The sequence below is a fragment of the Flavipsychrobacter stenotrophus genome (assembly GCF_002954265.1).
GTDB lineage: Bacteria > Bacteroidota > Bacteroidia > Chitinophagales > Chitinophagaceae > Flavipsychrobacter > Flavipsychrobacter stenotrophus.
Genome location: NZ_PPSL01000003.1, coordinates 768,393 through 790,087 on the forward strand (window position 1 = coordinate 768,393; position 21,695 = coordinate 790,087).

18 protein-coding genes are annotated in these 21,695 nt (G+C 43.1%); 9 read left to right on the plus strand and 9 right to left on the minus strand.

Annotated elements, in window-relative coordinates:
• The first annotated feature begins 19 nt into the window (after window positions 1-19).
• The 7 genes from nrfD (at window position 20) to CJD36_RS13310 (ending at window position 7,754) form a co-directional block, all read left to right on the plus strand.
• Complete coding sequence (nrfD, locus tag CJD36_RS13280; RefSeq protein ID WP_105039664.1) at window positions 20-1,483, plus strand: NrfD/PsrC family molybdoenzyme membrane anchor subunit; 1,464 nt, start codon at window positions 20-22, stop codon at window positions 1,481-1,483.
• Window positions 1,484-1,545: 62 nt separating this feature from the next.
• The gene (locus tag CJD36_RS13285; RefSeq protein ID WP_105039665.1) at window positions 1,546-2,124 is read left to right on the plus strand and encodes a DUF3341 domain-containing protein; all 579 of its coding nucleotides are present in this window, start codon (window positions 1,546-1,548) and stop codon (window positions 2,122-2,124) included.
• Window positions 2,125-2,187: 63 nt separating this feature from the next.
• Entirely contained in the window at window positions 2,188-2,868 is a 681-nt protein-coding gene (locus CJD36_RS13290) for a c-type cytochrome (protein ID WP_105039666.1), read from the plus strand.
• 37 nt (window positions 2,869-2,905) lie between these two features.
• Window positions 2,906-4,120, plus strand: coding sequence for a quinol:cytochrome C oxidoreductase (locus CJD36_RS13295; protein WP_105039667.1), 1,215 nt, complete (start codon window positions 2,906-2,908; stop codon window positions 4,118-4,120).
• 57 nt (window positions 4,121-4,177) lie between these two features.
• On the plus strand, window positions 4,178-5,227 hold the full coding sequence (locus CJD36_RS13300) for a cytochrome c oxidase subunit II (protein WP_105039668.1): 1,050 nt from the start codon (window positions 4,178-4,180) through the stop codon (window positions 5,225-5,227).
• Between the two features lie 51 nt (window positions 5,228-5,278).
• A complete protein-coding gene (locus tag CJD36_RS13305) occupies window positions 5,279-7,096 on the plus strand; it encodes a cytochrome c oxidase subunit I (protein WP_105039669.1) in 1,818 nt (605 codons plus the stop codon).
• A 145-nt stretch (window positions 7,097-7,241) separates the two neighbouring features.
• Window positions 7,242-7,754 carry a hypothetical protein gene (locus tag CJD36_RS13310; protein WP_133162640.1) on the plus strand — a complete coding sequence of 171 codons (513 nt, stop codon included), beginning with the start codon at window positions 7,242-7,244 and terminating at the stop codon, window positions 7,752-7,754.
• A gap of 86 nt (window positions 7,755-7,840) precedes the next feature.
• Here CJD36_RS13310 and rny read toward each other — a convergent pair whose 3' ends face one another.
• On the minus strand, window positions 7,841-9,427 hold the full coding sequence (rny, locus tag CJD36_RS13315; RefSeq protein ID WP_240609347.1) for a ribonuclease Y: 1,587 nt from the start codon (window positions 9,425-9,427) through the stop codon (window positions 7,841-7,843).
• Between the two features lie 338 nt (window positions 9,428-9,765).
• On the opposite strand from rny, the gene CJD36_RS13320 reads away from it, so the two are divergent.
• Together CJD36_RS13320 and CJD36_RS13325 are read left to right on the plus strand one after the other, a co-directional pair.
• Window positions 9,766-10,566: a C40 family peptidase gene (locus CJD36_RS13320; RefSeq protein WP_161499308.1), complete on the plus strand. Its 801-nt coding sequence runs from the start codon at window positions 9,766-9,768 to the stop codon at window positions 10,564-10,566.
• A 313-nt stretch (window positions 10,567-10,879) separates the two neighbouring features.
• On the plus strand, window positions 10,880-13,111 hold the full coding sequence (locus CJD36_RS13325) for a T9SS type A sorting domain-containing protein (protein ID WP_105039673.1): 2,232 nt from the start codon (window positions 10,880-10,882) through the stop codon (window positions 13,109-13,111).
• A gap of 187 nt (window positions 13,112-13,298) precedes the next feature.
• Here the strand turns inward: CJD36_RS13325 and CJD36_RS13330 are convergent, their stop codons facing one another.
• From CJD36_RS13330 to CJD36_RS13365, 8 genes are all read right to left on the minus strand, one after another.
• Window positions 13,299-14,222 (minus strand): AlbA family DNA-binding domain-containing protein, encoded by a 924-nt coding sequence (locus CJD36_RS13330; RefSeq protein WP_105039674.1) that lies wholly within the window; start codon window positions 14,220-14,222, stop codon window positions 13,299-13,301.
• Between the two features lie 61 nt (window positions 14,223-14,283).
• A complete protein-coding gene (locus CJD36_RS13335; protein ID WP_105039675.1) occupies window positions 14,284-14,709 on the minus strand; it encodes an NUDIX domain-containing protein in 426 nt (141 codons plus the stop codon).
• A gap of 69 nt (window positions 14,710-14,778) precedes the next feature.
• The gene (locus CJD36_RS13340; protein WP_105039676.1) at window positions 14,779-16,203 is read right to left on the minus strand and encodes an L-serine ammonia-lyase; all 1,425 of its coding nucleotides are present in this window, start codon (window positions 16,201-16,203) and stop codon (window positions 14,779-14,781) included.
• Between the two features lie 77 nt (window positions 16,204-16,280).
• Window positions 16,281-16,838 carry a fasciclin domain-containing protein gene (locus CJD36_RS13345; RefSeq protein WP_105039677.1) on the minus strand — a complete coding sequence of 186 codons (558 nt, stop codon included), beginning with the start codon at window positions 16,836-16,838 and terminating at the stop codon, window positions 16,281-16,283.
• 175 nt (window positions 16,839-17,013) lie between these two features.
• Complete coding sequence (gene sppA / locus CJD36_RS13350; protein WP_105039678.1) at window positions 17,014-18,795, minus strand: signal peptide peptidase SppA; 1,782 nt, start codon at window positions 18,793-18,795, stop codon at window positions 17,014-17,016.
• An 88-nt stretch (window positions 18,796-18,883) separates the two neighbouring features.
• Window positions 18,884-19,663, minus strand: coding sequence for a helical backbone metal receptor (locus CJD36_RS13355; protein WP_105039679.1), 780 nt, complete (start codon window positions 19,661-19,663; stop codon window positions 18,884-18,886).
• The gene (locus tag CJD36_RS13360) at window positions 19,663-20,022 is read right to left on the minus strand and encodes a hypothetical protein (RefSeq protein WP_105039680.1); all 360 of its coding nucleotides are present in this window, start codon (window positions 20,020-20,022) and stop codon (window positions 19,663-19,665) included. The genes CJD36_RS13355 and CJD36_RS13360 overlap by 1 nt, the downstream gene beginning before the upstream one ends.
• A gap of 140 nt (window positions 20,023-20,162) precedes the next feature.
• Window positions 20,163-21,530: a pyridoxal-phosphate dependent enzyme gene (locus tag CJD36_RS13365; RefSeq protein WP_105039681.1), complete on the minus strand. Its 1,368-nt coding sequence runs from the start codon at window positions 21,528-21,530 to the stop codon at window positions 20,163-20,165.
• Window positions 21,531-21,695: the final 165 nt, after the last annotated feature.

Below are 21,695 nucleotides of genomic sequence, written 5' to 3' on the forward strand. Positions count from 1 at the left end.
AAAATACTAATTACGTGCTATGCATATTAAGTACGAATCTTTTGTAAGGGAGCCACTTGTAGATGGAGACAAAGATTACCATCAGGTATCGGAAGATATCATACGGCCTATTGAAGGAAAACCGGGCCGCATGTGGTATGTGGGCTTTTTCTTTGCACTGGCTTTACTGGCCTATGGCGTTTTTTCGGTGTCATGGGCGGTATACTGGGGCTTAGGTACCTGGGGCGTTAACCGTACCATCGGTTGGGGTTGGGATATCACCAACTTCGTATGGTGGGTAGGTATTGGTCACGCGGGTACATTGATCTCTGCGATCTTGTTGCTCTTCCGTCAGGGATGGCGTACAGGGGTAAACAGAGCAGCGGAAGCGATGACAATCTTCGCGGTAATGTGTGCGGGTCAGTTCCCGATATGGCACATGGGTCGTGTTTGGGATGCATTCTTCGTATTGCCTTTGCCTAACTCACGTGGTCCGCTTTGGCCTAACTTCGATTCTCCGCTCCTTTGGGACGTATTCGCGATCTCTACTTACTTCACAGTGTCTTTGTTGTTCTGGTACTCAGGTTTGATCCCGGATTTCGCTCTGGTTCGTGACCGCGCTAAAACAAACTTCCGCAAAATGATGTACGGTTTCGCATCATTCGGTTGGACAGGTACAGCTAAGAACTGGCAGCGCCAGGAAGCATTAGCGCTTGTATTGGCTGGTTTGTCTACTCCACTGGTACTTTCTGTACACACGATCGTATCTTTTGACTTTGCTACTTCAGTTATTCCGGGATGGCATACTACCATCTTCCCTCCATACTTCGTTGCGGGTGCGGTATTCTCAGGCTTCGCGATGGTGAACACCCTGTTGGTTATTACCCGTAAGATCCTTCATCTTGAAGAGTATATTACTATCGGTCACCTTGAAGCGATGAATAAAGTAATCGTGTTAACAGGTTCTATAGTTGGTATCGCTTACCTTACTGAGTTGTTCATTGCATGGTACAGTCAGTCATGGGGTGAAATGGCAGCGTTCCAATGGCGTATCTTAGGTCCATACTGGTGGAGCTACTGGGCGATGATGACCTGCAACGTAGTATCTCCGCAGTTGTTCTGGGTAAAGAAGCTTCGTCGTAACATTCCGTTTACCTTCATTATGTCTATCGTGGTGAATATCGGTATGTGGTTCGAGCGTTTCGTTATCATCGTAACCTCTACTTACCGTGACTGGATTCCTGGTAGCTGGGCATACTACAGCCCAACATGGCCTGAGGTTGGTTTCTACCTGGGTACGTTCGGTTTGTTCTTTACATGTTACTTCCTGTTCGCTAAATATTTCCCTGTTATTGCGGTTGCAGAAATTAAGTTTGTTCTTAAGACATCTGGCGACAACTACAAGAGAGGTATGGCTAAGTACGAAGAGCAATCAAGTGAATCGTTCATTGAGATGGTTACAAGCCACCACGATGAAGAGCATCACGAACCTGCTCATCACTAATCAGGAAGGCCTGCGGGTCAGAACGTTTAAAATTTTTAGTTTTTAGTTTTAAGTTTTTTAAAATGGCTATAAAGAAATTTGCGGTAGCGGCTTACGATGATGAGGATGTATTATTTCCTGCAGTAAGTAAGGTTCGTCGCAGCGGTTACAAAATGCATGATGTTTACACTCCTTTCCCGGTTCACGGTCTTGATGTGGCTATGGGATTGAAGGAAACTGATTTGCACATTGCCGGTTTTATATATGGTTTGTGTGGTACATCTACAGCAGTAGGTTTTATCTCATGGATATATACAATAGACTGGAAGATCAATTACGGTGGTAAACCACACTTTTCACTTCCGGCCTGGATACCGATCACTTTCGAGTTGACAGTATTGTTTGCCGCGGTAGGAATGGTGCTTACTTTCTGCTATCTCAACCAGATAATGCCGGGTGTTAAGAAACACGTTTTCCATCCGCGCCAGAGCGATGATCTGTTCATTCTTACTTTAGAGTTGAACAATCATACTTCAGAAGCTGATGCTATCGCATTTCTGAAATCTACAGGAGCAAAAGAAACTTCTATACAGATGGCAGAAGAAAGCTGGTGGTATGGCCGTTGGGATAAGAAAGAAGAGTACGAAGCATTGAATGCTTAATTAAGTAGTCAGTATTTAGGTTACCGACACTTTATTTTTTGAAATTCGAATTTTACTTAGATTATGAACAAGATTAAAAGCATAGTAGTAGCAGGCCTGGGGATAACCCTTGGATTGGCTTCGTGCGACTCAGGCAATCTGCGCCGTACCCCGGGTCACATCTATGCACCTGATATGACTTATTCCCGTGCCTACGATGCATATACAGCTAATCCTAACTTTAAGGATAGCCTTACCAGCCGTCCCCCGGTTGCAGGTGCTATCGCTCGTGGTCATGCAATGCCTGATCACCTGATGGAAGGAGATTCTGTTGGCTATAAATCTTTCACTACAACTGCAAAGTTCAATGCAGATGAAATGAAGGAAGGTGGAAGATTGTTCAATATATATTGTGGTATCTGCCATGGTACAGCTTTGGATGGTAATGGTCCATTGTACGCCAGCGGTAAGTTTGCAGCAATGCCGGCTAACCTGAAAGATGCTAAATATCTGCACATGCCTGTTGGACAGATGTACGCAGCTATTAAGTATGGTAAGAACATGATGGGTTCATATGCTAGCCAGTTAGATCCTCATCAGCGTTGGATGGTTATCGCTTACATAAAGAAAGTACAGTCTGAAAATGGTGGTGATGCATTTGCATTCGGTGAAGGAACTGCTACAGCACCAAAAGCTGACTCAGCAACTGCAAAAGCAGAACCTAAGACAGACGGCAAGAAGATCGCCGAAAACAAAATGAAATAAACAATTTTCTATAGTATTATATTAAAAGTTGCATACAATGAATGATCGTTTTGAGATACCTGCCCGATTAAGGAATACCAGCTTAGCGCTGATAGGCGTAGGTGTGCTGACGCTGATAATGGGTGCCGTAATGTTGCTTTCGGGTAATGATATGGACAAGACACGCTTCTGGGCTGTATTGCTCCATGACAGTGTATTTTTCACCTTTATTACAGGCGTAAGTATTTTCGTACAGGCGGCTGTATCGCTGGCACAGGGTGCATGGCTTACGGCTTACCGCAGGGTGCCTGAAGCAATTGGCGCAAACGCATGGATATTCGGTACTATTGCCTTGATAGTTACTCTTTGTATCATTTTCGGTTTCAAAGATTCTCATGGTGTTAATACTATCTATCCTTGGGTTACTCCTGGTACGGATAAGATATTGTTAGGCAAAAAAGCATTTTTGAATCCAACAATGTTCATCGGTTTCTCTGTAGCTACTGTTGCTTTATGGGGTTTCTTTGGTAACAAGTTCCGTTCTTATTCTATAGCTCAGGAAAGTGCTCCTAAGAATGATACTAAGATCTATTGGAAAGTATTCCGCCTGTCTGGTGTATTCCTTATAGTATATGGTTTGTCTCAGATGAGCACTATTCCATGGTTATGGGTAATGAGTGTACAGGCACACTGGTATTCTACTTTGTTTAGCTGGTACAACTTCGCAAGTGCTTTCGTAAGCGGTATGTCGCTGATCATGCTTTGGGTTGTTTACCTAAAGAATCAAGGTAACCTACAATTAGTAACTAAGGAGCACATGCATGATCTGGGTAAGTTTATGTTTGCATTCTCTATCTTCTGGACATACCTCTGGTTCGCACAGTACATGTTGATCTGGTATGCCAATATCCCTGATGAAACAGTTTACTTCAAACTTCGTCAGCATGGTCCTTACAGTGTTATATTCTATGCTAACTTCATCATCAACTTCTGTATGCCAATATTGATCTTGATGGCTCGTCCTAGCAAGCGTAACTACTTCACTGTTACCTTCATGGCAATGGTTATCATCTTCGGTCACTGGTTAGATTTCTTCCAGATGATTATGCCTGGTCCATTGGGTGAGCACTGGCACATCAACTGGTATGAGATAGGTACTTTCATGGGTTTTGTAGGTATATTGATCTTCTTAGTATCACGTACACTATCTAAATCATCGTTGATACAGAACAATAGCATACTGTTGAAAGAGACAGCAGTACACATTGCATAAGAGCAGTAATTTTTGATCAGGAATAACAATATTAATTAGAAAATAAGCGGAACGACCATGTCGGGATTTATAACGATACTATTAGTAATTCTGGTTTTTATCATCATCTACCAGATAGGAAAGGCCAGCGAATACGCTGCAGCGATGCGTGGCCAGGAAGTTGTTAAGTATAAGACCAACCGGGTTATCGGCTGGATGCTTGTAGCGTTTTTTATTCTTGGCCTTTACGGTATCTGGAAGTGTAATGAATATTTCAAACCGTTGATGTTGCCTGTTGCTGCATGTGAGAATGGCGTTAAGTATGATTCTATGTTCTTTACTACGCTGGTAGTAACGGGTTTGGTGTTTTTTGCTACTCAGGCGGTTTTGTTCTGGTTCGCATTCCGCTATCAGACTACCGAAAAGAGCAAATCATTTTATTTCGCACACAGCAACAAGTTGGAGTTGATCTGGACAACGATCCCCGCTATCGCGATGGCTATACTTGTAGCTATTGGTTTGAGAAACTGGGCTGCTGTTACTTCGCCGGCTCCGGCAGAAGCTACGGTGGTAGAAATAGTTGGTAAACAATTCAACTGGTTGGTTCGCTACCCTGGTAAAGACAATGAGTTGGGTAAAAGAGATTTCCGTAAGATCAACGACGCGACCAATGTATTGGGTCTTGATTGGACAGATCCTCACAATAGCGATGATATCATTTCACAGAAAGGTGAATTGCATTGTGTGGTTGGCAAAGCTGTAAAGCTGCTTATAGGATCACGTGATGTTATCCATGATGTGGGTTTGTCTCACTTCCGTTTGAAGATGGATGCTGTACCTGGTATCACTACTACGTTATGGTTCAAACCAACTATCACTACTGATTCAATGAAGCGTATCACAGGTAATCCAAACTTTGTTTACGAAATATCTTGCGATCAGATGTGCGGTAAAGGTCACTATTCAATGCGCGGTACTATCATAGTAGAAACGCAGGCTGAATACGACAAGTGGATGTCTGAGCAGCAGACTTATTATGCTGAAAGTAATCCTGCTCCTGCGGCACCAGCGGCTCCTGCAGGTGCAACCAAAGCAGATAGTAACATGAAAGCAGTATCGATGAAATAATCGGCTATTGAATAATAGCTAATAGCCAAATTTTAAAAAAATAGTGCAAAGATGAATAACGCCGGAATTATAATTGAAGGACCAAATGTAGCGCACAGTGCAGGTGCAGAGCATCACGGTCATGAACATCACGAACAACATTTTATCTGGAAGTATATTTTCAGTCAGGATCACAAAATGATCTCTAAGCAATTCCTGGTTACCGGTATGATCTGGGCCGTTATAGGAGCGCTTATGTCAGTATTCTTCCGTCTGCAATTAGGTTTCCCTGATTCTACCTTTCCTATCATGGAAAAATTCCTTGGTGACTGGGCTAAAGGTGGTAAACTGACTCCTGAATTCTATTATGCATTGGTTACCATGCACGGTACCATCCTTGTATTCTTCGTACTAACGGCCGGTCTTAGTGGTACGTTTGCCAACTTGCTTATCCCTATTCAGATAGGTGCGCGTGATATGGCATCTCCTTTCATGAACATGCTTTCTTACTGGTTCTTCTTTGCGTCCAGTATCATAATGCTTGTTTCTTTGTTCGTAGAGACGGGCCCTGCATCTGGTGGTTGGACTACTTATCCTCCTTTGAGTGCGCTTAAGGAAGCTTCTCTAGGTTCAGGTTTAGGTATGGATCTATGGTTGTTGAGTATGGCTTTGTTTGTTGTTTCCTCTTTGTTAGGTGGTCTTAACTACATCTCTACCATCCTAAACATGCGTACTAAGGGTATGACTATGACCCGTATGCCGTTGACTATCTGGGCATTGTTCTTTACAGCTGTATTGGGTGTATTGTCTTTCCCTGTATTGTTCTCAGGTGTTGTGTTGCTGATCTTCGATCGTAACTTCGGTACCAGCTTCTACCTATCTGAGATATTCATTGGTGGTAAGGCATTGCCGCACATCGGTGGTTCTGCTATCCTTTATCAGCACTTGTTCTGGTTCCTGGGTCACCCTGAGGTTTACATCATCATGTTGCCGGGTATGGGTATGGCTTCTGAAGTATTGTCTACACACAGCCGCAAGCCTATCTTTGGTTATTTCGCAATGATCATCTCTCTTATTGGTATTACATTGCTTGCATTCCTTGTTTGGGCGCACCATATGTTCGTTACCGGTATGAGTCCGTTCCTGGGTTCAATATTCGTATTGCTTACTTTGTTGATCGCGGTTCCGTCAGCGGTAAAGGTGTTCAACTGGTTAACTACAATGTGGAGAGGTAATATTCGTTTCAATCCTCCTATGTTGTTCGCTATTGGTTTCGTATCATTGTTCATATCAGGTGGTCTTACAGGTTTGTTCCTTGGTAACTCTGCTATCGATATTCACTTGCACGATACTTACTTCGTTGTCGCTCACTTCCATATAGTAATGGGTGTATCTGCGTTCTTCGGTATGTTTGCGGGTATCTACCACTGGTTCCCTAAGATGTTTGGTCGTTTCATGAACAACACATTGGGTTATATCCACTTCTTCATTACGTTGGTTGGTGCTTACCTCATATTCTGGCCAATGCACTACGAAGGTATCGCTGGTATGCCACGTCGTTACTATGATTTCTCTGCTTGGGAAACTTTCAAACACTTCCAGGATATCAATGCATTCATCAGTATCATTGCAACCATTGTGTTCTTTGCTCAGTTGTTGTTTGTTGTTAACTTCTTCGCTTCTATGTTCAGAGGCAGAAAGGTAACCACAATGAACCCATGGGGTTCTACAACATTGGAGTGGACTACACCTATCAATCCTGGTCATGGTAACTGGGAAGGTGATATACCTGATGTATATCGTTGGCCATATGACTACAAGGATGACGGTAACGGTGGTGATTTCATCAGCCAGACCACACCACTTCGTCCGGGTGAAGAATCTCATTAATTAGCATCGGTTACACATACACTTATATAGGCCGTCCCGCAATTTGCGGGACGGTTTTTTTCTGCCCGATAGTATAATTCAATTACTTTTTCTAAATTAGAGCTGTTGTTTCATTAACATCTTAATATTAACTAAAACATTTAAAATGATCATTGTAAGACGTTTTGCCTTTGCTGCAACATTATTTATGGCGTCTGCCTCAATAGTTCAGGCGCAGAATTTCAGGATTCCGGAGCATTATACTTTGAGTACTCCCGATGATTATCATAAGTACGACAAAGACATTATTAAATGCGTTAATTGGCTCGAAAGGACACCTCCCGGCGACGATGACGACCACGTTAAGAGAGTAGGGCGTTTTATGTCTGAATGGGTCACAGGTTGTCCCTATGTAAGATTTACATCTAATGCCCGTATTGATGCATTTCTGGGCGATAGCCCGGAATACAGAATATACTACATGGCTGGTTGGGCAAAGTATGCTCTGGAGTCTAAAATGGATAAACCTGACCGAAGATTATGTACCTATGCTGCTATTAAAACAGTTATCAAGGTTTATCAAAGCACATCTCACGCTAAGAAAGATAGTAATATTGAAGAATTGGTGAAGATGGATTCACAAAGCAAGCTGCACGGTTGGGTTAACGAACGTAGCTAAAGTAGTTTGTTATTAATCTAAAAGAAGAAAGCCATTTATTGAATGATCAATAAATGGCTTTCTTTATGAAATGTATACTTGTAATGTTATCTGGCAATGTTTACAGCGCGTAATTCGCGAATTACTGTCACTTTGATCTGACCTGGATACTGCATCTCTTTCTGTATTTTATCGGCTATTTCGAAAGATAAACGGTCGCTGTCAGCATCGCTCACTTTGTCAGCTTCAACTATCACGCGTAGTTCACGTCCTGCCTGTATAGCATATGCTTTTTCAACGCCGTTGTAAGCCAGTGCAAGGTTTTCAAGATCCTTTATGCGCTGTATGTAGCTCTGCATCATTTCCCTTCTTGCACCAGGTCGTGCACCGCTTATCGCATCGCAAGCCTGTATGATAGGAGAGATAATGTAGGTCATTTCCATTTCATCGTGGTGCGCACCAATGGCGTTCACAATTGAAGCGTGTTCACCTGCTTTCTCTGCAAGTTTCGCACCCAGCAATGCGTGGCTCAATTCTGTTTCTTCATCTGGTACTTTACCTATATCGTGCAGCAAACCTGCGCGCTTAGCTAGTTTCACCACTTTCTGTCCTAGTCCCAGTTCAGCAGCCATGATACCGCATAGGTTAGCTGTTTCCTTTGAGTGCATCAGCAGGTTCTGGCCATAAGATGAACGGAAACGCATTTTACCTACTATTCTTACCAGATCTTTATGAAGACCGTGTATACCTAGTTCAATAATGGTACGCTCACCTATTTCCATCAACTGTTCTTCCAGCTGTTTCTTTGTCTTTTCTACTACTTCCTCAATACGTGCCGGGTGTATACGGCCATCCTGTACCAGGCGCTGTAATGACAAACGGGCAACTTCACGACGGAATGGATCGAAGCAGCTCAATACTATTGCTTCGGGGGTGTCATCAATGATCAGGTCAACACCGGTTGCAGCTTCCAGCGCACGTATGTTACGACCTTCACGGCCAATGATCTGTCCCTTTATTTCGTCACTTTCCAGGTTGAATACGGTAATAGCATTTTCAATGGTCTGCTCTGCAGCTGTACGCTGAATACTCTGGATGATGATCTTCTTTGCTTCCTTTGTAGCATTAAGTTTGGCATCTTCCATTATATCCTTAACATGCGCCATAGCACGTGTTTTGGCTTCTTCCTTTACCAACTCTATGATCTCAGATTTGGCCTCCTCTGCAGTAAGGTTGGCAACTTTTTCCAGCCTTTTAATATGCTCTTCCTGGTGTTTTTCCAGTTCAGCACGCTTAATATTAACTACTTCTGTTTGCTTTTGTAATGTCTCTTTCTGTTGTTCATTTTCCTGTATCTGGCGCTGAACTGCTGATGTTTTGTCGTTAAGGCCCTGTTGCTGTTGTTTAAATTTATTTTCGGCTTCTACCAGTTTTTGATTCCGTTGTACAACTTCCTTTTCGTATGCCGACTTTTCTTTCTCCAGACTTGATTTTAACTGTGATGATTGCTCTTTAGCTTCAAGTAACTTGTTCTCTTTTAATGTTTCTGCCAGTATTTTTGCGTCATCAACTATTTTCTTTGCTAGTGTTTCAGCATCTTCTACTTGTTTTTGAGTGTTTTTTGCGAATACTAACTTACCAAGAAATATACCTATACCTAACGCCACGAGTGCCGCGACGACTATACCTATCATAGAATCCATAATTTTGTGTTGGTTTTATGTAAATGATCAGTTTGCCACTCTCATTTTTTATCAGTGGCCGTAACTGTGTTTGTTTAGCGTGCTAAGTTAACAAAACATTTTGGTTATGAAATGGGAGGGATATAGTTATAATTTCGCAATGTTAAAAACTTCACAGGTAGTTAAATTGCTTAATTTATAACTTTACACTCCACAGAATAAGTATTGGTAATGAGCGCTTGATGTGACTAGGATATGTCCGGTCTGCTGAGCACACGTTTTTGGTTTAACTTTCAACTTTTGACTTTTTAAAAATGGTTCCTGTTTTCAGTTTTTGTAATGTTTCTGTAATGCCGGTACGCAGTGAGCCAAATCATAGGGCAGAGCAGACCTCTCAACTATTATATGGAGAGAAGGCAGAGATACTGGAAATTAACAACAGGGAATGGGCACGGATAAGGTGTGCCTGGGATGGTTATGAAGGATGGTGTAAACATTCGCAGTTAAAGGCGGTAACAAGAAGGGAATATAAAAAAACTACTAAGTACTTTGCCACCAATCACTTGAGTAAGATCCTTTTTGAAAGTGATGAAATGCCACTACCCGTGGGAAGTGAACTGGTTGATTTGAAAGGAGGAATAATGAAGGTAGGCGCAACGGAAGGCCAGTTCAAAGGCAAAAAAGGTAATTTTTCTGATCTGATACTTACAGCTGAACAAATTAAAGAGAATGCATTGTTATATATGCATGCTCCCTACCTATGGGGCGGGCGCAGCATTACAGGTATTGACTGTTCAGGTTTATCGCAAATGGCGTTCAAGCTATGTAATTATGCACTACCAAGAGATGCCAGCCAGCAGGCACATAAAGGTGTGCTAATTGAATTCCTTCAGAATGCACAGTGCGGAGATCTCGCTTTCTTTGACGATAAAGAAGGTAAGATCATTCACGTGGGAATATTATTGGATAACCAAAACATTATTCACGCTACCGATTCTTCTGGTAGGGTTGTCATTGACCGAATAGATCTCGGTGGGATAGTAAGTGTATCGCTTAGAAAGCGCACACATAATCTCCGCTTTGTAAAGCGCATTATTGGTAATGAAACAACCAATGAAGTGCCTGAAGGTCTCTTTCAGGATCTCATCTAGACGCCACTAGTCTACTCGTTTTATAGAATACATTTTCTTGCTTCTTGTAGAATTTATTCACGTTAAGGGAGTGCAATTCTACCTCAATTTTACCCTCCATATTGCCTTTCAAATGATGTAAATACGTCTTTTACAGATAAATATTTATTAGTAAACTAATTTAATTTAATATTTAAATGATTGAAATTAAAATAAATACAAATAATGTTTGTGTTACTTTAATTAAAAGTAATTTTATGAAAATTGAACAATTATGATTTGCAAAATTATTTTTCTAGCTTGTAGAAAAATAAATCGTTAAATCAATCAAGTTATGAAAACCAATTTTTTACGCTTATTTAAGGTGTTCGCATGCCTTTTGTTTGTTGCACTATGGTCTTCGGAAGTGAAGGCTCAATACTGTACGCCAACCTTTTTTCAGGGATGTGCCTTAAGTGGCTCAATTGATAATTTTAGTGTTACCGGGGCAAGTGCAACCGCCATTAGTGACCTGGGTACCGGTTGTAGTAGTACCGGCACTTTGCCCGTCACGTGCTACAGGGATATGCATACAACAATGTCGGTTACTTTTAACCCGGGATCGTCTTATACAGCTAGTATAAGTACAGCTATAGGGTTTATCCCGGCGGATGTTCAGATATTCATAGACTTTAATGATAATTTTAGTTTTACAGATGCCGGCGAAACAGTTGGAGGTGGTACTTTCTCTCTAATTGGCAGTACCAGTATTACTATATTAATACCTTCTGGGGCTGCTGCAGGTGTTCATCGCATGCGCATTGTTGCTTCTGGCGATGAATTCTATCCATCCGTGAACCCTTGTCCTTCCTACTCAATACTTGGAGGCGGAACAAATACAATTGGAGAAGTTCACGATTACAATGTAAACATTTCGGGCACGGTCACCACCTGCCCTGCTGTTACCGGCCTTACAGTATCTGCAATAGCAGCAACAACAGCCACTTTGAACTGGACTGCAGCAACAGGTGCAATTGGTTATGAGTGGGCTGTTACTACATCGGCAACTCCACCGGCATCTGGTACACTTACAACATTGACTACTGCCAATGCTACCGCACTTACCGCATCTACCGCTTATTATGCACACGTACGCACAAAGTGCAGTGCTACAAGTTTCTCTTCTTGGGTGAGTGTTCCATTTACTACACTAAGCACTACAGGTTGCGCGGCACCGGCAGTTACACTGGGTGCCGGCACAAGCAGCACGCAGATAGTAAACTGGACCGCAGTAACAGGTGCTATCGGTTATGAATGGTCTGTTACCACATCGGCAACTCCTCCGGCATCGGGTACGGCTACTACATTACTTACCGCTACCGCGTCAGGCCTCACAGCATCTACAGCATATTATGCACACGTGCGCACAAAATGCAGTGCTACCAGTTTTTCTGCATGGATAAGCATACCATTTACTACCGCGGCTTCAACAACTACATGTGCAGCTCCATCGCTTTCTTTAGGCGCTGGAACCAGTACAACACAGATCGTTAACTGGGCTGCTATAACCGGTGCTACAGGTTATGAGTGGGTAGTAGACATGGTAGCTACTGCACCAACAGGCTCAGGTACAGGTACTACACTCACCACATTTACTGCTACAGGTCTTACCGCTGCCACTACTTATTATGCGCACGTTCGTACTAACTGCGGTACAAGTAATTCTACCTGGACAACCATTCCGTTTACAACCGGCCCGTCAACAGCAGGTTGCAACCCTGTAACAGGTCTTACTGCAAGTGCTATTACAGCAACAACCGCTACCATCAGCTGGACAGCAGTAACCGGTTCTGTTGGCTATCAGTATGTGATCAATAACGTGGTTACAGCACCAACCGGCTCAGGCACAAACATTGCAACTACCACTTATAATGCTACTGCATTGACTGCCGGTACTACTTACTACGCACATGTTCGCGATAGTTGTGGCCCTACCAGCCTGTCTGTTTGGAACACTATTCCATTCACTACATTATCTACTACTTGCAACGCGGTTACTTCGCTGGTTGCATCGGCTATAACTTCTAATAGTGCTACAATAACATGGGTACGCCCTACAGGCACAATAGCCGCGCAATATGTAATAGATAATAACCCGGCCAATCCTACAGTGTCTGGTACAACAACTACACTGAGTACTCGTAACCTTACCGGTCTTAGTTCTTCTACTACCTATTACGCACACGTGCGCGATACATGTGGTGCCACTGCATTATCTGCATGGGTTACTATTCCTATCACAACGTTGGCAAGTGGTGTAGGTGTTGTAGATATTAATGCTGAGAACGGCTTTGGTATCAACGCTTACCCTAACCCTGTTAGTGGTGCATTAACTGTAGAAATACAGGGTGGACTGGATAACGAAGGAATGATACAGGTAATGGATGTTACAGGCAAGTTACTTAAGGTAATTCCGGCAACAGATCGTACTGTAAGTATCGACATGAGCGGCTTATCTACAGGTTTATACCTGGTAAGGTACAGCGATGCAGCTCATTCACAGACTATCAAGATCAATAAGCAGTAATCTGTTTAAATAGTCATAAATAAAAAAAGACAGCTTAACGGCTGTCTTTTTTTATTGGGATTAAGTGTTTGAGTTGGTGTTGTTTTTTTAGAGAATTGACAACTTTTTAAAAGTTGTCAATTCTGAGTTGCAGAATACAAAAGCCCCATCAATAATATTATTGATGGGGCTTTCTATAAATTTCAATTTAATTGAACAAATTCTTCACTACCTCATACCCCATATTCAATCTGTAGGTCGCTTTTATGCGAATGATCATATCATTCTTCTCCATCAGGAACAACGTCTTCTTTACTTTCTTCTTATGCATGTCTACTTCTACTGCGCTACCTATGCCACCTTTTAATGCCCACAGCCTATCACTTATTTCATCGGCATTAGGATACTTATTGGCGCCCATATCCATGTTGCGCTCATAGATGTAAGCCAGCATTTGTTTCAGGTCTGGTTCCAGCGAAATATAATCTGATCCGAATATGGTGATCAATTCCGCTGAGTACAATTGCTGGAAAGCGGGTTTTACTGCTTCCTGCTCCTCCTGCACTTCTTCTTCGGCAATGGCGTTCTCTTCAATGACCTCTGGCTCAGTAGCCACCACTACCTCATCTTCTATGAAGGCTTCAGTCAGAATCTGATCGTCAGTTGTGGTAGCTTTTAGTCCGGGTATTTTTGAATCACCACTCACCAGGCGCTGATAAGCATTGCCTTTATAATAAAGATATTTGCTGTCATCGGGCAAAGGGTCTATATAAACAACTACCACCTCACCACTTAAAAAAGATACTACATCAAAACGAATGTAATCGCTGATATCGCGTGGGTTGCCATCAACATCGGTAAATTCGGCTACTAAGGTTCTTAGCTTACTTTCATTCCGCGCATCAAATCCGTTGAAGATAAACTTGTTGTTGTCTTCATCATCTTTGATACCGATTATTATAGCTCCTCCATTAGTATTCAGAAATGCATTAACAGAGATGAACAGGTCGCTCCATTCCCCCGCGATATGACTATTGTCTTTTATCGCTACTTTTTCCTGGTCTGTCCATACATACTCATCATTAGCTATGCTGTAGGCTATGTGCTGCAGTATGTCATTAATTATTTTCATGCCGTTGCAGTAAAACTATTGATTGTTAGTGAAGTATCAAAATACAAATGATCAGAGCCGATCATAACCGGCCTATGGCACTCTGAATAATATCGTGATGGTCGAATGCAAGATCTGGCAACTCGTTAATGTTGAACCACCTTACGTCTTTAGCATCATCATGTGCTTTGGCGTCCACTTTCTCATTGAGCAGCGCATAATAGGCCACAGATATATTGCGCTCAGTAGGGTGGCGATCCACTTTGTCAAAAACATCCAGTCGTTGTAATGCAATGCCTTCTACGCCAGTTTCCTCGGCCAGCTCTCTCACTGCAGCATCGGCGGTCGTTTCGTCCAGGTCTACATATCCGCCCGGCAATGCCCACATATTTTCAAATGGCGGGTTGCCTCTCTGTATCAGCAGTACATGCTGTTGATCATTTTCGCGAGCAAGCAACACTGTATCAACTGTAACTGCAAAACGCGGGTATTCGTAAGTGTATGGCATATCGCTAAAATTATTTATCCCGGAATCATTGTCGATGGCTCCGGGATAATGGCTTGTAGTATTGTTGGTTTAACATTCGCTCAGGCTGATCGGCAGTTGCATGGCCAGTCCGCCTTCGGCTGTTTCTTTGTATTTATGGTTCATATCAAGTGCCGTCTCCCACATAGTATTGACCACTGCATCAAGAGAAATACGTGCCTTATCGGGGTTGCTTTGTAAAGCCAGCTGACATGCGGTTATCGCCTTAATAGCACCCATAGTGTTACGCTCTATACATGGCACCTGTACCAGCCCGCCCACAGGGTCGCACGTAAGTCCCAGGTGATGTTCCATGGCTATCTCAGCAGCCATAAGGCATTGGCCTACACTGCCGCCCATTGCCTCTGTAAGTGCTGCCGCTGCCATAGACGATGATACGCCTATCTCGGCCTGGCAACCGCCCATTGCCGCAGATAAGGTAGCGCCTTTCTTAAAGATGCTGCCCACTTCCGATGCCGTCATCAGGAATTTAATGATCTTTTCTTCAGTATACCCCTCGCAAAACGCAATGTAGTATTGCAATACTGCCGGTACCACACCTGCGGCACCGTTGGTAGGTGCAGTTACCACGCGGCTGAAAGATGCATTTTCTTCATTTACGGCAAGCGCAAAGCAGCTTACCCAATCCAGTGTATATTTAAATGAATGTCCCCCACTCCTTATCACTTCGATCCACTCATCGTAACTATTGTATTTCTTTCCTTCGGTTAGTTTGTTATTCAGCGCATTGGCCCTGCGCGATACCTGTAGTCCACCCGGTAGCACACCACCTATGTGGCAACCCCTGAAGGTACAGTCACGCATCACGCCCCATATCTTCAATATGCCTTCTTTGGTCTCTTCTTCACTGCGCCACGCCTTCTCGTTCTCCATTACCACCCCCGAAATATTCAGCCCCGTCTTCTTGGTAGCCTCCAGCAGGTCTTCTGCTTTTTCAATAGGGTAAGGCAGTGCAAAAGAATCACCGCTGTTATTGTCTTCGCCTTCTTTCACCACAAAGCCGCCACCAATAGAATAGTAAGTCTCTGCTATCTGCTCATCGTTAGCAAACGCACACAAAAACGTAAGTGCATTGGGGTGGAAGGGCAAGCTCTCCTCCATAAGAAAGACCATGTCCAGGAACGGATCAAATTCCAGTTCCTTTTCTCCGTTCAACATTAATTTTTTATGATCGTTGATGTATTCCATCCGCGGATTGATCTGGTTCACATCAAATGTAACCGGATCCTCTCCGCACAAACCCAGCAAAACAGCTACATCTGTACCATGCCCTTTACCTGTTTTGGCAAGTGAGCCATACAGCAGCACCTTCACCGAGCTAACGGAGTCTATTCCTTTGGTCTTCAGAGTATTAATGAAACGTTGTGCTGCTCTCCACGGGCCTAAAGTATGCGAACTGCTCGGGCCTATTCCTATCTTGAAAATGTCGAATACCGATATATTTTCCTTCTTCACTGTATGGTTTAAATAAAAATGGGGGAAATATTATTTCCCCCAAAGATAACCTGAAACTTGTATAAAAAACCATTCAATTATGGCATCAGAACTGTGTCTATTACGTGTATAACACCGTTCTTCTGGTACACGTCCTTAATAGTTACCTTAGCCATTCCACCCTTTGCATCCTTCAGCATCAGGTTCTTACCCTTCATCATAAATGTCAGCTCTTCACCATTTACCGTCTTGGCAGTAAACATGCCATTACCACTCTTTATCTTGTCCATGATCATCTTAGAATCCATTCTGCCCGATACCACATGGTAAGTAAGAATTGAAGTCAAAGTAGCCTTATTCTCAGGCTTTACCAGGTTGCCTACGGTTCCCTTTGGCAGTTTGTCAAATGCAGCATTTGTTGGCGCAAATACTGTGAGCGGACCCGCGCTTGATAATGTTTCTACCAGGCCAGCTGCCTTTACTGCCGCTACCAGTGTTGTATGGTCTTTGCTGTTTACAGCATTCTCTACTATGTTCTTAGATGGGTACATAGCTGCGCCACCTACCATTACTGTCTTTTCCTGTGCATGTGTAATTGTGGTGTTAGTTGCCAGCAATGCCATTGCGAATACCGGAATTAAAAAGATGCGTTTCATAAAATCTGTGTTTTTCGTTGGTTAAAAATGTTTTACCCAATTATCTACGACAGCTTATCTTTTCTGGTTTTACTGAAGTGAAAATTATTTTTACCGGCTATTGTCCGCATTAGTAAAACAAAAAAGCAATGCCCTGAAAATCAGGGCATTGCTTTTTAAAATATTGCTAATGATCTTACCTCACACTCATCACAAACGGCATAGCCATCAGCGCCTTGCCATGCATTTTACGCAGGCTCTGCAACTGCTCATACCATTGGTATTCTTCGCTGCCCATCTCTTCCTTTATTGCGGTCTTTACAGCTGCACTGGCTGATGTATTGTTTTTCAGTTTGCGCAATAACGTGTTCAATTTATCTTCCGGTTCAGGGAACGTAACTACCTTATAGTCTTTTATACCTGCCATGCCTGCGGCACTGGCTATAGCATTGCTCAGTCCACCTATTCTGTCTACCAGGTGTATCTTCAAAGCATCACTGCCTGTCCACACACGGCCCTGCGCTATGCTGTCTACTTCCGCCTTAGATAGTTTTCTTCCCTGTACCACATGGTTCTTAAAGAGTGCATAAATAGTGTCTACCGAGTTCTGCATACGCTTTGCTTCCTCCGCAGTTAACGGACGGGATGTAGAAGGAAGATCGGCATATGGTGCGTTCTTTACACCATCAAAAGTTACGCCCAGCTTGTTCTTCATCAACTTGTCTATATTGAACATCATGCTGAATACGCCTATACTACCTGTAATAGTGCTTGGCTGTGCAAAGATGCTGTCTGCATTAGCAGAAATATAATAACCACCCGATGCTGCATAGTCGCCCATAGACACAATAAGATGTTTCTTCTGCTTCAGCAAATTCAGTTCACGCAGTATCACTTCCGATGCCAGTGCACTGCCACCCGGAGAGTTTACCCGCAGTACTACAGCCTTTATTTTATCGTCTTTGGCTACCTTACGTATTTCGTCGCAAAATGTCTTTGATGCTATCTGGTTATTGCTCATCTGCTCACCATCTACTATCTCGCCTTCAGCTATCAAAACCGCAACACGGTTGTCACTTACATTGCCATCAATACGGTTGTTATTTACGTATTCATCTATGGTTATATACTTATTGGTGCTGTTGTCTTTATGACCAATTTTGCGTTTGATGCGGCCCTCTACTTCATCCCAATACAGCAGTCCTGCTACCATGTTATGTTTTAGTGCATCTGCCGGAAATTGTATCGTACCATCAACAGCCAGTTTATTTACACTTGCCGCATCTGTATGCATATACTGCGCCGCGGCTGCCGTAAACTCATTCCACAGGCTGGCCTGCATTTCGGTTATCTGCTGGCGGTTAGGGTCGCTGATCTTATCGGCTCTGAATGGTTCTGTAGCGCTCTTGAACTTACCTGCGTAGAATATCTCAGGCTGTAGTTCCAGCTTATCAAGCGCTCCCTTAAAGAAGGCAAGAGTAGTTGCAAACCCCTTCAGGTCTATACCGCCGGCCGGGTTAAGATAAATACTGTCAGCCGAAGAAGCCACAAAGTAAGCGCCCTGAGAGATGTCTTCGCCATAGGCGTACACAAACTTGCCCGATGTTTTAAAATCGGCAATAGATGTACGCAACTGCTGCAATGTTGCCCAGCCCATCTGCGCCGGACTCAGCTTCAGCAGTATGCCTTTGATCTCGTTATCGCTCTTGGCTTTGTTCAGTGCTTTTGTAATGTCATACAGGCCTGCGTCATAAGCGCTTCCCTTGCTGAACATAGCAAAGGAATTGCTCTCGCCGCTCTCGTGTATACGGTTAGACAGGTCTATTACCAATACATCACCACTTACTGTTTTGTCTTTGTTTTCTGTTATGGCTTTAGATGCGGCAGCTATCATACCTACTATAAGGCCAATACTCACTATTCCCGCTATGAACATAGCCAGGAAGGAAGCAAAAAACATTTTAAAGAATTCTTTCATGATATTTGATTTTCAATTATTGCAACAGAGGGTAAAATTACATCGGCAAAGGTTACCCATTGGGGTGATTTTTCCTATTCCCGGTCGGTTAATGCAGCATTTTTTGTAGGTAAGGCACCGCTTTTTTCATCCTGCTGCCGTACCAGCTAAACATTTCGCCGTCTACCAGTTTTACCTCAGCATGTGGTAGTATCGCTTTTATTTCAGCAATATGCGCTTCTTTAAAAGGGTACGGTTCTGATGACAACAGAATAATGTCAGGTTGCAGCGCTGCAAGCTCCATTAGCTCTATTTCGGGGTAACGATTTTTATGGCCCAGTATATTTATCCAACCCATCCTCGTTATCATATCGCTGATGAAGGTATCTCCGCCCGCACACATCCAGGGTCCACGCCATATAAAGTAGGCTACTTTTTTAGGCGTTTCAGGTTTGGGTAATTGAAGAAAGCCCGTGCTTATTTCAGTACATAACTGCAGTGCAGGAATTATCTTTCCGGTGAGGTCACCTACTTCACAGATCATCTGCAATCCCTGCCCTATGGTCTTTATATCACTTATCCATACCGGGAAGTGATGAGCCAGTTTTTCTATTTGCTCTTTGGTGTTTTCCTCTTTATTGGCAATGATAAGGTCAGGTTGCAGATCGGCTACCTGGTCTATGTGCACAGTTTTGGTGCCGCCTATGCGTTTCTTGTTTCTGAACCACACATTAGGGTGTACGCAAAATTTAGTAATGCCAATTACTTCCCCATCAAGGCCAAGATCGAATAACAGTTCTGTCTGAGACGGCACCAACGAAACAATACGCTGAGGTGGATAATTCACCTCTATTGTTCTGCCGGTCATGTCAGTAAACTGCCGTTTCATTATCTGAACCTTTTAAAGTAAAACATGATGAAGAAACAAAAGAGCATGTCAGATATGAACATTGGCGTTTCATATTGTATCCAAGTATACTGTTGTTTGGCATTCAGGAATATCACTATACCCACTACAGTTACTACCACATAACCCATAGCGCCCCATTTGCGCATATCTGCCGTAGCCAGCCAGAGTGTAGTATAGGCCAGCATCCACAGCACACTTATCTCAGTGCTGGTGCCGGGCTGCTGCACAAGGCTGTAAACAGTCCACAATAACAATACAACATGAAACAAAGCCACCAGGGGAAATACCACCGGTGGCTTTGTAATGATGTCTTTAAAAAATGTTTTCAGATCACGCATGTTCTTAGTCGTAAGTCATAAGTTGTAAGTAGAAAGTCTGGCTTACTATTAAAAGAGCAGTAAGCAAAAAATCATACATCTTAATTACCTGCTGACTAAGCGGGACTAACGACTTATGACTTTCTACTTACGACTAAAATTTATCCCTTAGAAAAAGCATTCAGTATGTCATACTTGGTAAGTATGTTGTACTGTCCGCTTTCATCGCGCACCAATACCGCGCCATTATCTTTATTAATGAAGTGTGTCAGGCGCTCCAATGGTGTTTCCATCTCTACCACCGGCAGTGATGCTTCCATTATATCACCCACCAGTTGGTCGCGTACGTCAACTTCTTCTATTAGTTTCTTAAACAATCCAGACTGAGTAACAGATCCTGTCAGCTCATTGTTCAGCATAACTGGCAATTGCTCTATGTCGTACTTCTTCATCAGCTCCAGTGCATCAGCTACTTTGCTGTTCTGGTCTATGGTTACCAGCCTTCTACGGCCAAGGCCACTCAGCAACTGGCGGACAGTTTGTACGTCCAGGAAGCCACGATCCAACATCCACTCGTCGTTGTAAACCTTAGCTACATAACGGCTGCCATGGTCATGGAAGATCACTACTACTAGGTCATCCTTCGTCAGTTGGTCTTTCATCTGGCGCAGACCTGCTATTACCGATCCTGCTGAATAGCCAATGAATATACCTTCTTCCTTAGTGATACGGCGGGCCATTACAGCACCATCCTTATCTGTTACTTTTTCAAAGTGGTCTATTGCATTTCTGTCATAATTCTCTGGTAGGAAGTCTTCACCAAAACCTTCAGATATATACGGATGCACTTCACCCATATCCAGTTCACCTGTATCAAACCACTTCTTCAACAAACTACCATAAGAGTCAATAGCCCATACTTTAATGTTTGGATTTTGCTCTTTCAGGTACTTACCTGTGCCTACTACAGTACCACCTGTGCCCGATGCTACTACAAGGTGAGTGACCTTACCTTCTGTCTGTTCCCATATTTCAGGACCGGTCTGCTCGTAGTGCGCCTGCCTGTTAGCCAGGTTATCGTACTGGTTTACATACCATGAGTTAGGTATTTCTGTCTGCAGTCTGCGGGCTACCTGGTAGTAGCTGCGCGGATCTTCAGGTTCTACGTTGGTTGGGCATACAATTACTTCAGCACCATGTGCCTTAAGTATATCTGCCTTTTCTTTACTCTGCTTATCTGTTGTTGCGAATATGCACTTGTAACCTTTTACTATTGCCGCCAATGCAAGGCCCATACCGGTATTACCGCTGGTACCTTCTATAATAGTACCACCCGGCTTTATTTTGCCTTCCTTTTCAGCTGTTTCCAGCATTTTAAGGGCCATACGGTCTTTGATGCTATTACCTGGGTTAAAAGTTTCAACCTTAGCATATACTTTACAAGGAAGATCTGCTACCACGCGGTTGAGGCGCACCAATGGCGTATTACCTATGGTCTGCAGTATGTTGTCATAAACACGATTAGACATAATGTCGTTTTTTTTAATTTGCTGGTGCGAAGGTAATAAAATTAGGTCAGGGGTTCTAGTATTACTACCCAAATCTTCAATACCGGAATAAAGACTGTAACTACATTATGTGGGTTACGTTAACCACTCTCCTCCTTTTGAAGGAGGAGTACCCTGAGCTTCGGC

Coding starts and splice junctions, on each gene's coding strand:
- nrfD (WP_105039664.1), top strand. CDS start 20: ATGCATATTAAGTACGAATCTTTTGTAAGGGAGCCACTTGTAGATGGA.
- CJD36_RS13285 (WP_105039665.1), top strand. CDS start 1,546: ATGGCTATAAAGAAATTTGCGGTAGCGGCTTACGATGATGAGGATGTA.
- CJD36_RS13290 (WP_105039666.1), top strand. CDS start 2,188: ATGAACAAGATTAAAAGCATAGTAGTAGCAGGCCTGGGGATAACCCTT.
- CJD36_RS13295 (WP_105039667.1), top strand. CDS start 2,906: ATGAATGATCGTTTTGAGATACCTGCCCGATTAAGGAATACCAGCTTA.
- CJD36_RS13300 (WP_105039668.1), top strand. CDS start 4,178: ATGTCGGGATTTATAACGATACTATTAGTAATTCTGGTTTTTATCATC.
- CJD36_RS13305 (WP_105039669.1), top strand. CDS start 5,279: ATGAATAACGCCGGAATTATAATTGAAGGACCAAATGTAGCGCACAGT.
- CJD36_RS13310 (WP_133162640.1), top strand. CDS start 7,242: ATGATCATTGTAAGACGTTTTGCCTTTGCTGCAACATTATTTATGGCG.
- rny (WP_240609347.1), bottom strand. CDS start 9,427: ATGATAGGTATAGTCGTCGCGGCACTCGTGGCGTTAGGTATAGGTATA.
- CJD36_RS13320 (WP_161499308.1), top strand. CDS start 9,766: ATGCCGGTACGCAGTGAGCCAAATCATAGGGCAGAGCAGACCTCTCAA.
- CJD36_RS13325 (WP_105039673.1), top strand. CDS start 10,880: ATGAAAACCAATTTTTTACGCTTATTTAAGGTGTTCGCATGCCTTTTG.
- CJD36_RS13330 (WP_105039674.1), bottom strand. CDS start 14,222: ATGAAAATAATTAATGACATACTGCAGCACATAGCCTACAGCATAGCT.
- CJD36_RS13335 (WP_105039675.1), bottom strand. CDS start 14,709: ATGCCATACACTTACGAATACCCGCGTTTTGCAGTTACAGTTGATACA.
- CJD36_RS13345 (WP_105039677.1), bottom strand. CDS start 16,838: ATGAAACGCATCTTTTTAATTCCGGTATTCGCAATGGCATTGCTGGCA.
- sppA (WP_105039678.1), bottom strand. CDS start 18,795: ATGAAAGAATTCTTTAAAATGTTTTTTGCTTCCTTCCTGGCTATGTTC.
- CJD36_RS13355 (WP_105039679.1), bottom strand. CDS start 19,663: ATGAAACGGCAGTTTACTGACATGACCGGCAGAACAATAGAGGTGAAT.
- CJD36_RS13360 (WP_105039680.1), bottom strand. CDS start 20,022: ATGCGTGATCTGAAAACATTTTTTAAAGACATCATTACAAAGCCACCG.
- CJD36_RS13365 (WP_105039681.1), bottom strand. CDS start 21,530: ATGTCTAATCGTGTTTATGACAACATACTGCAGACCATAGGTAATACG.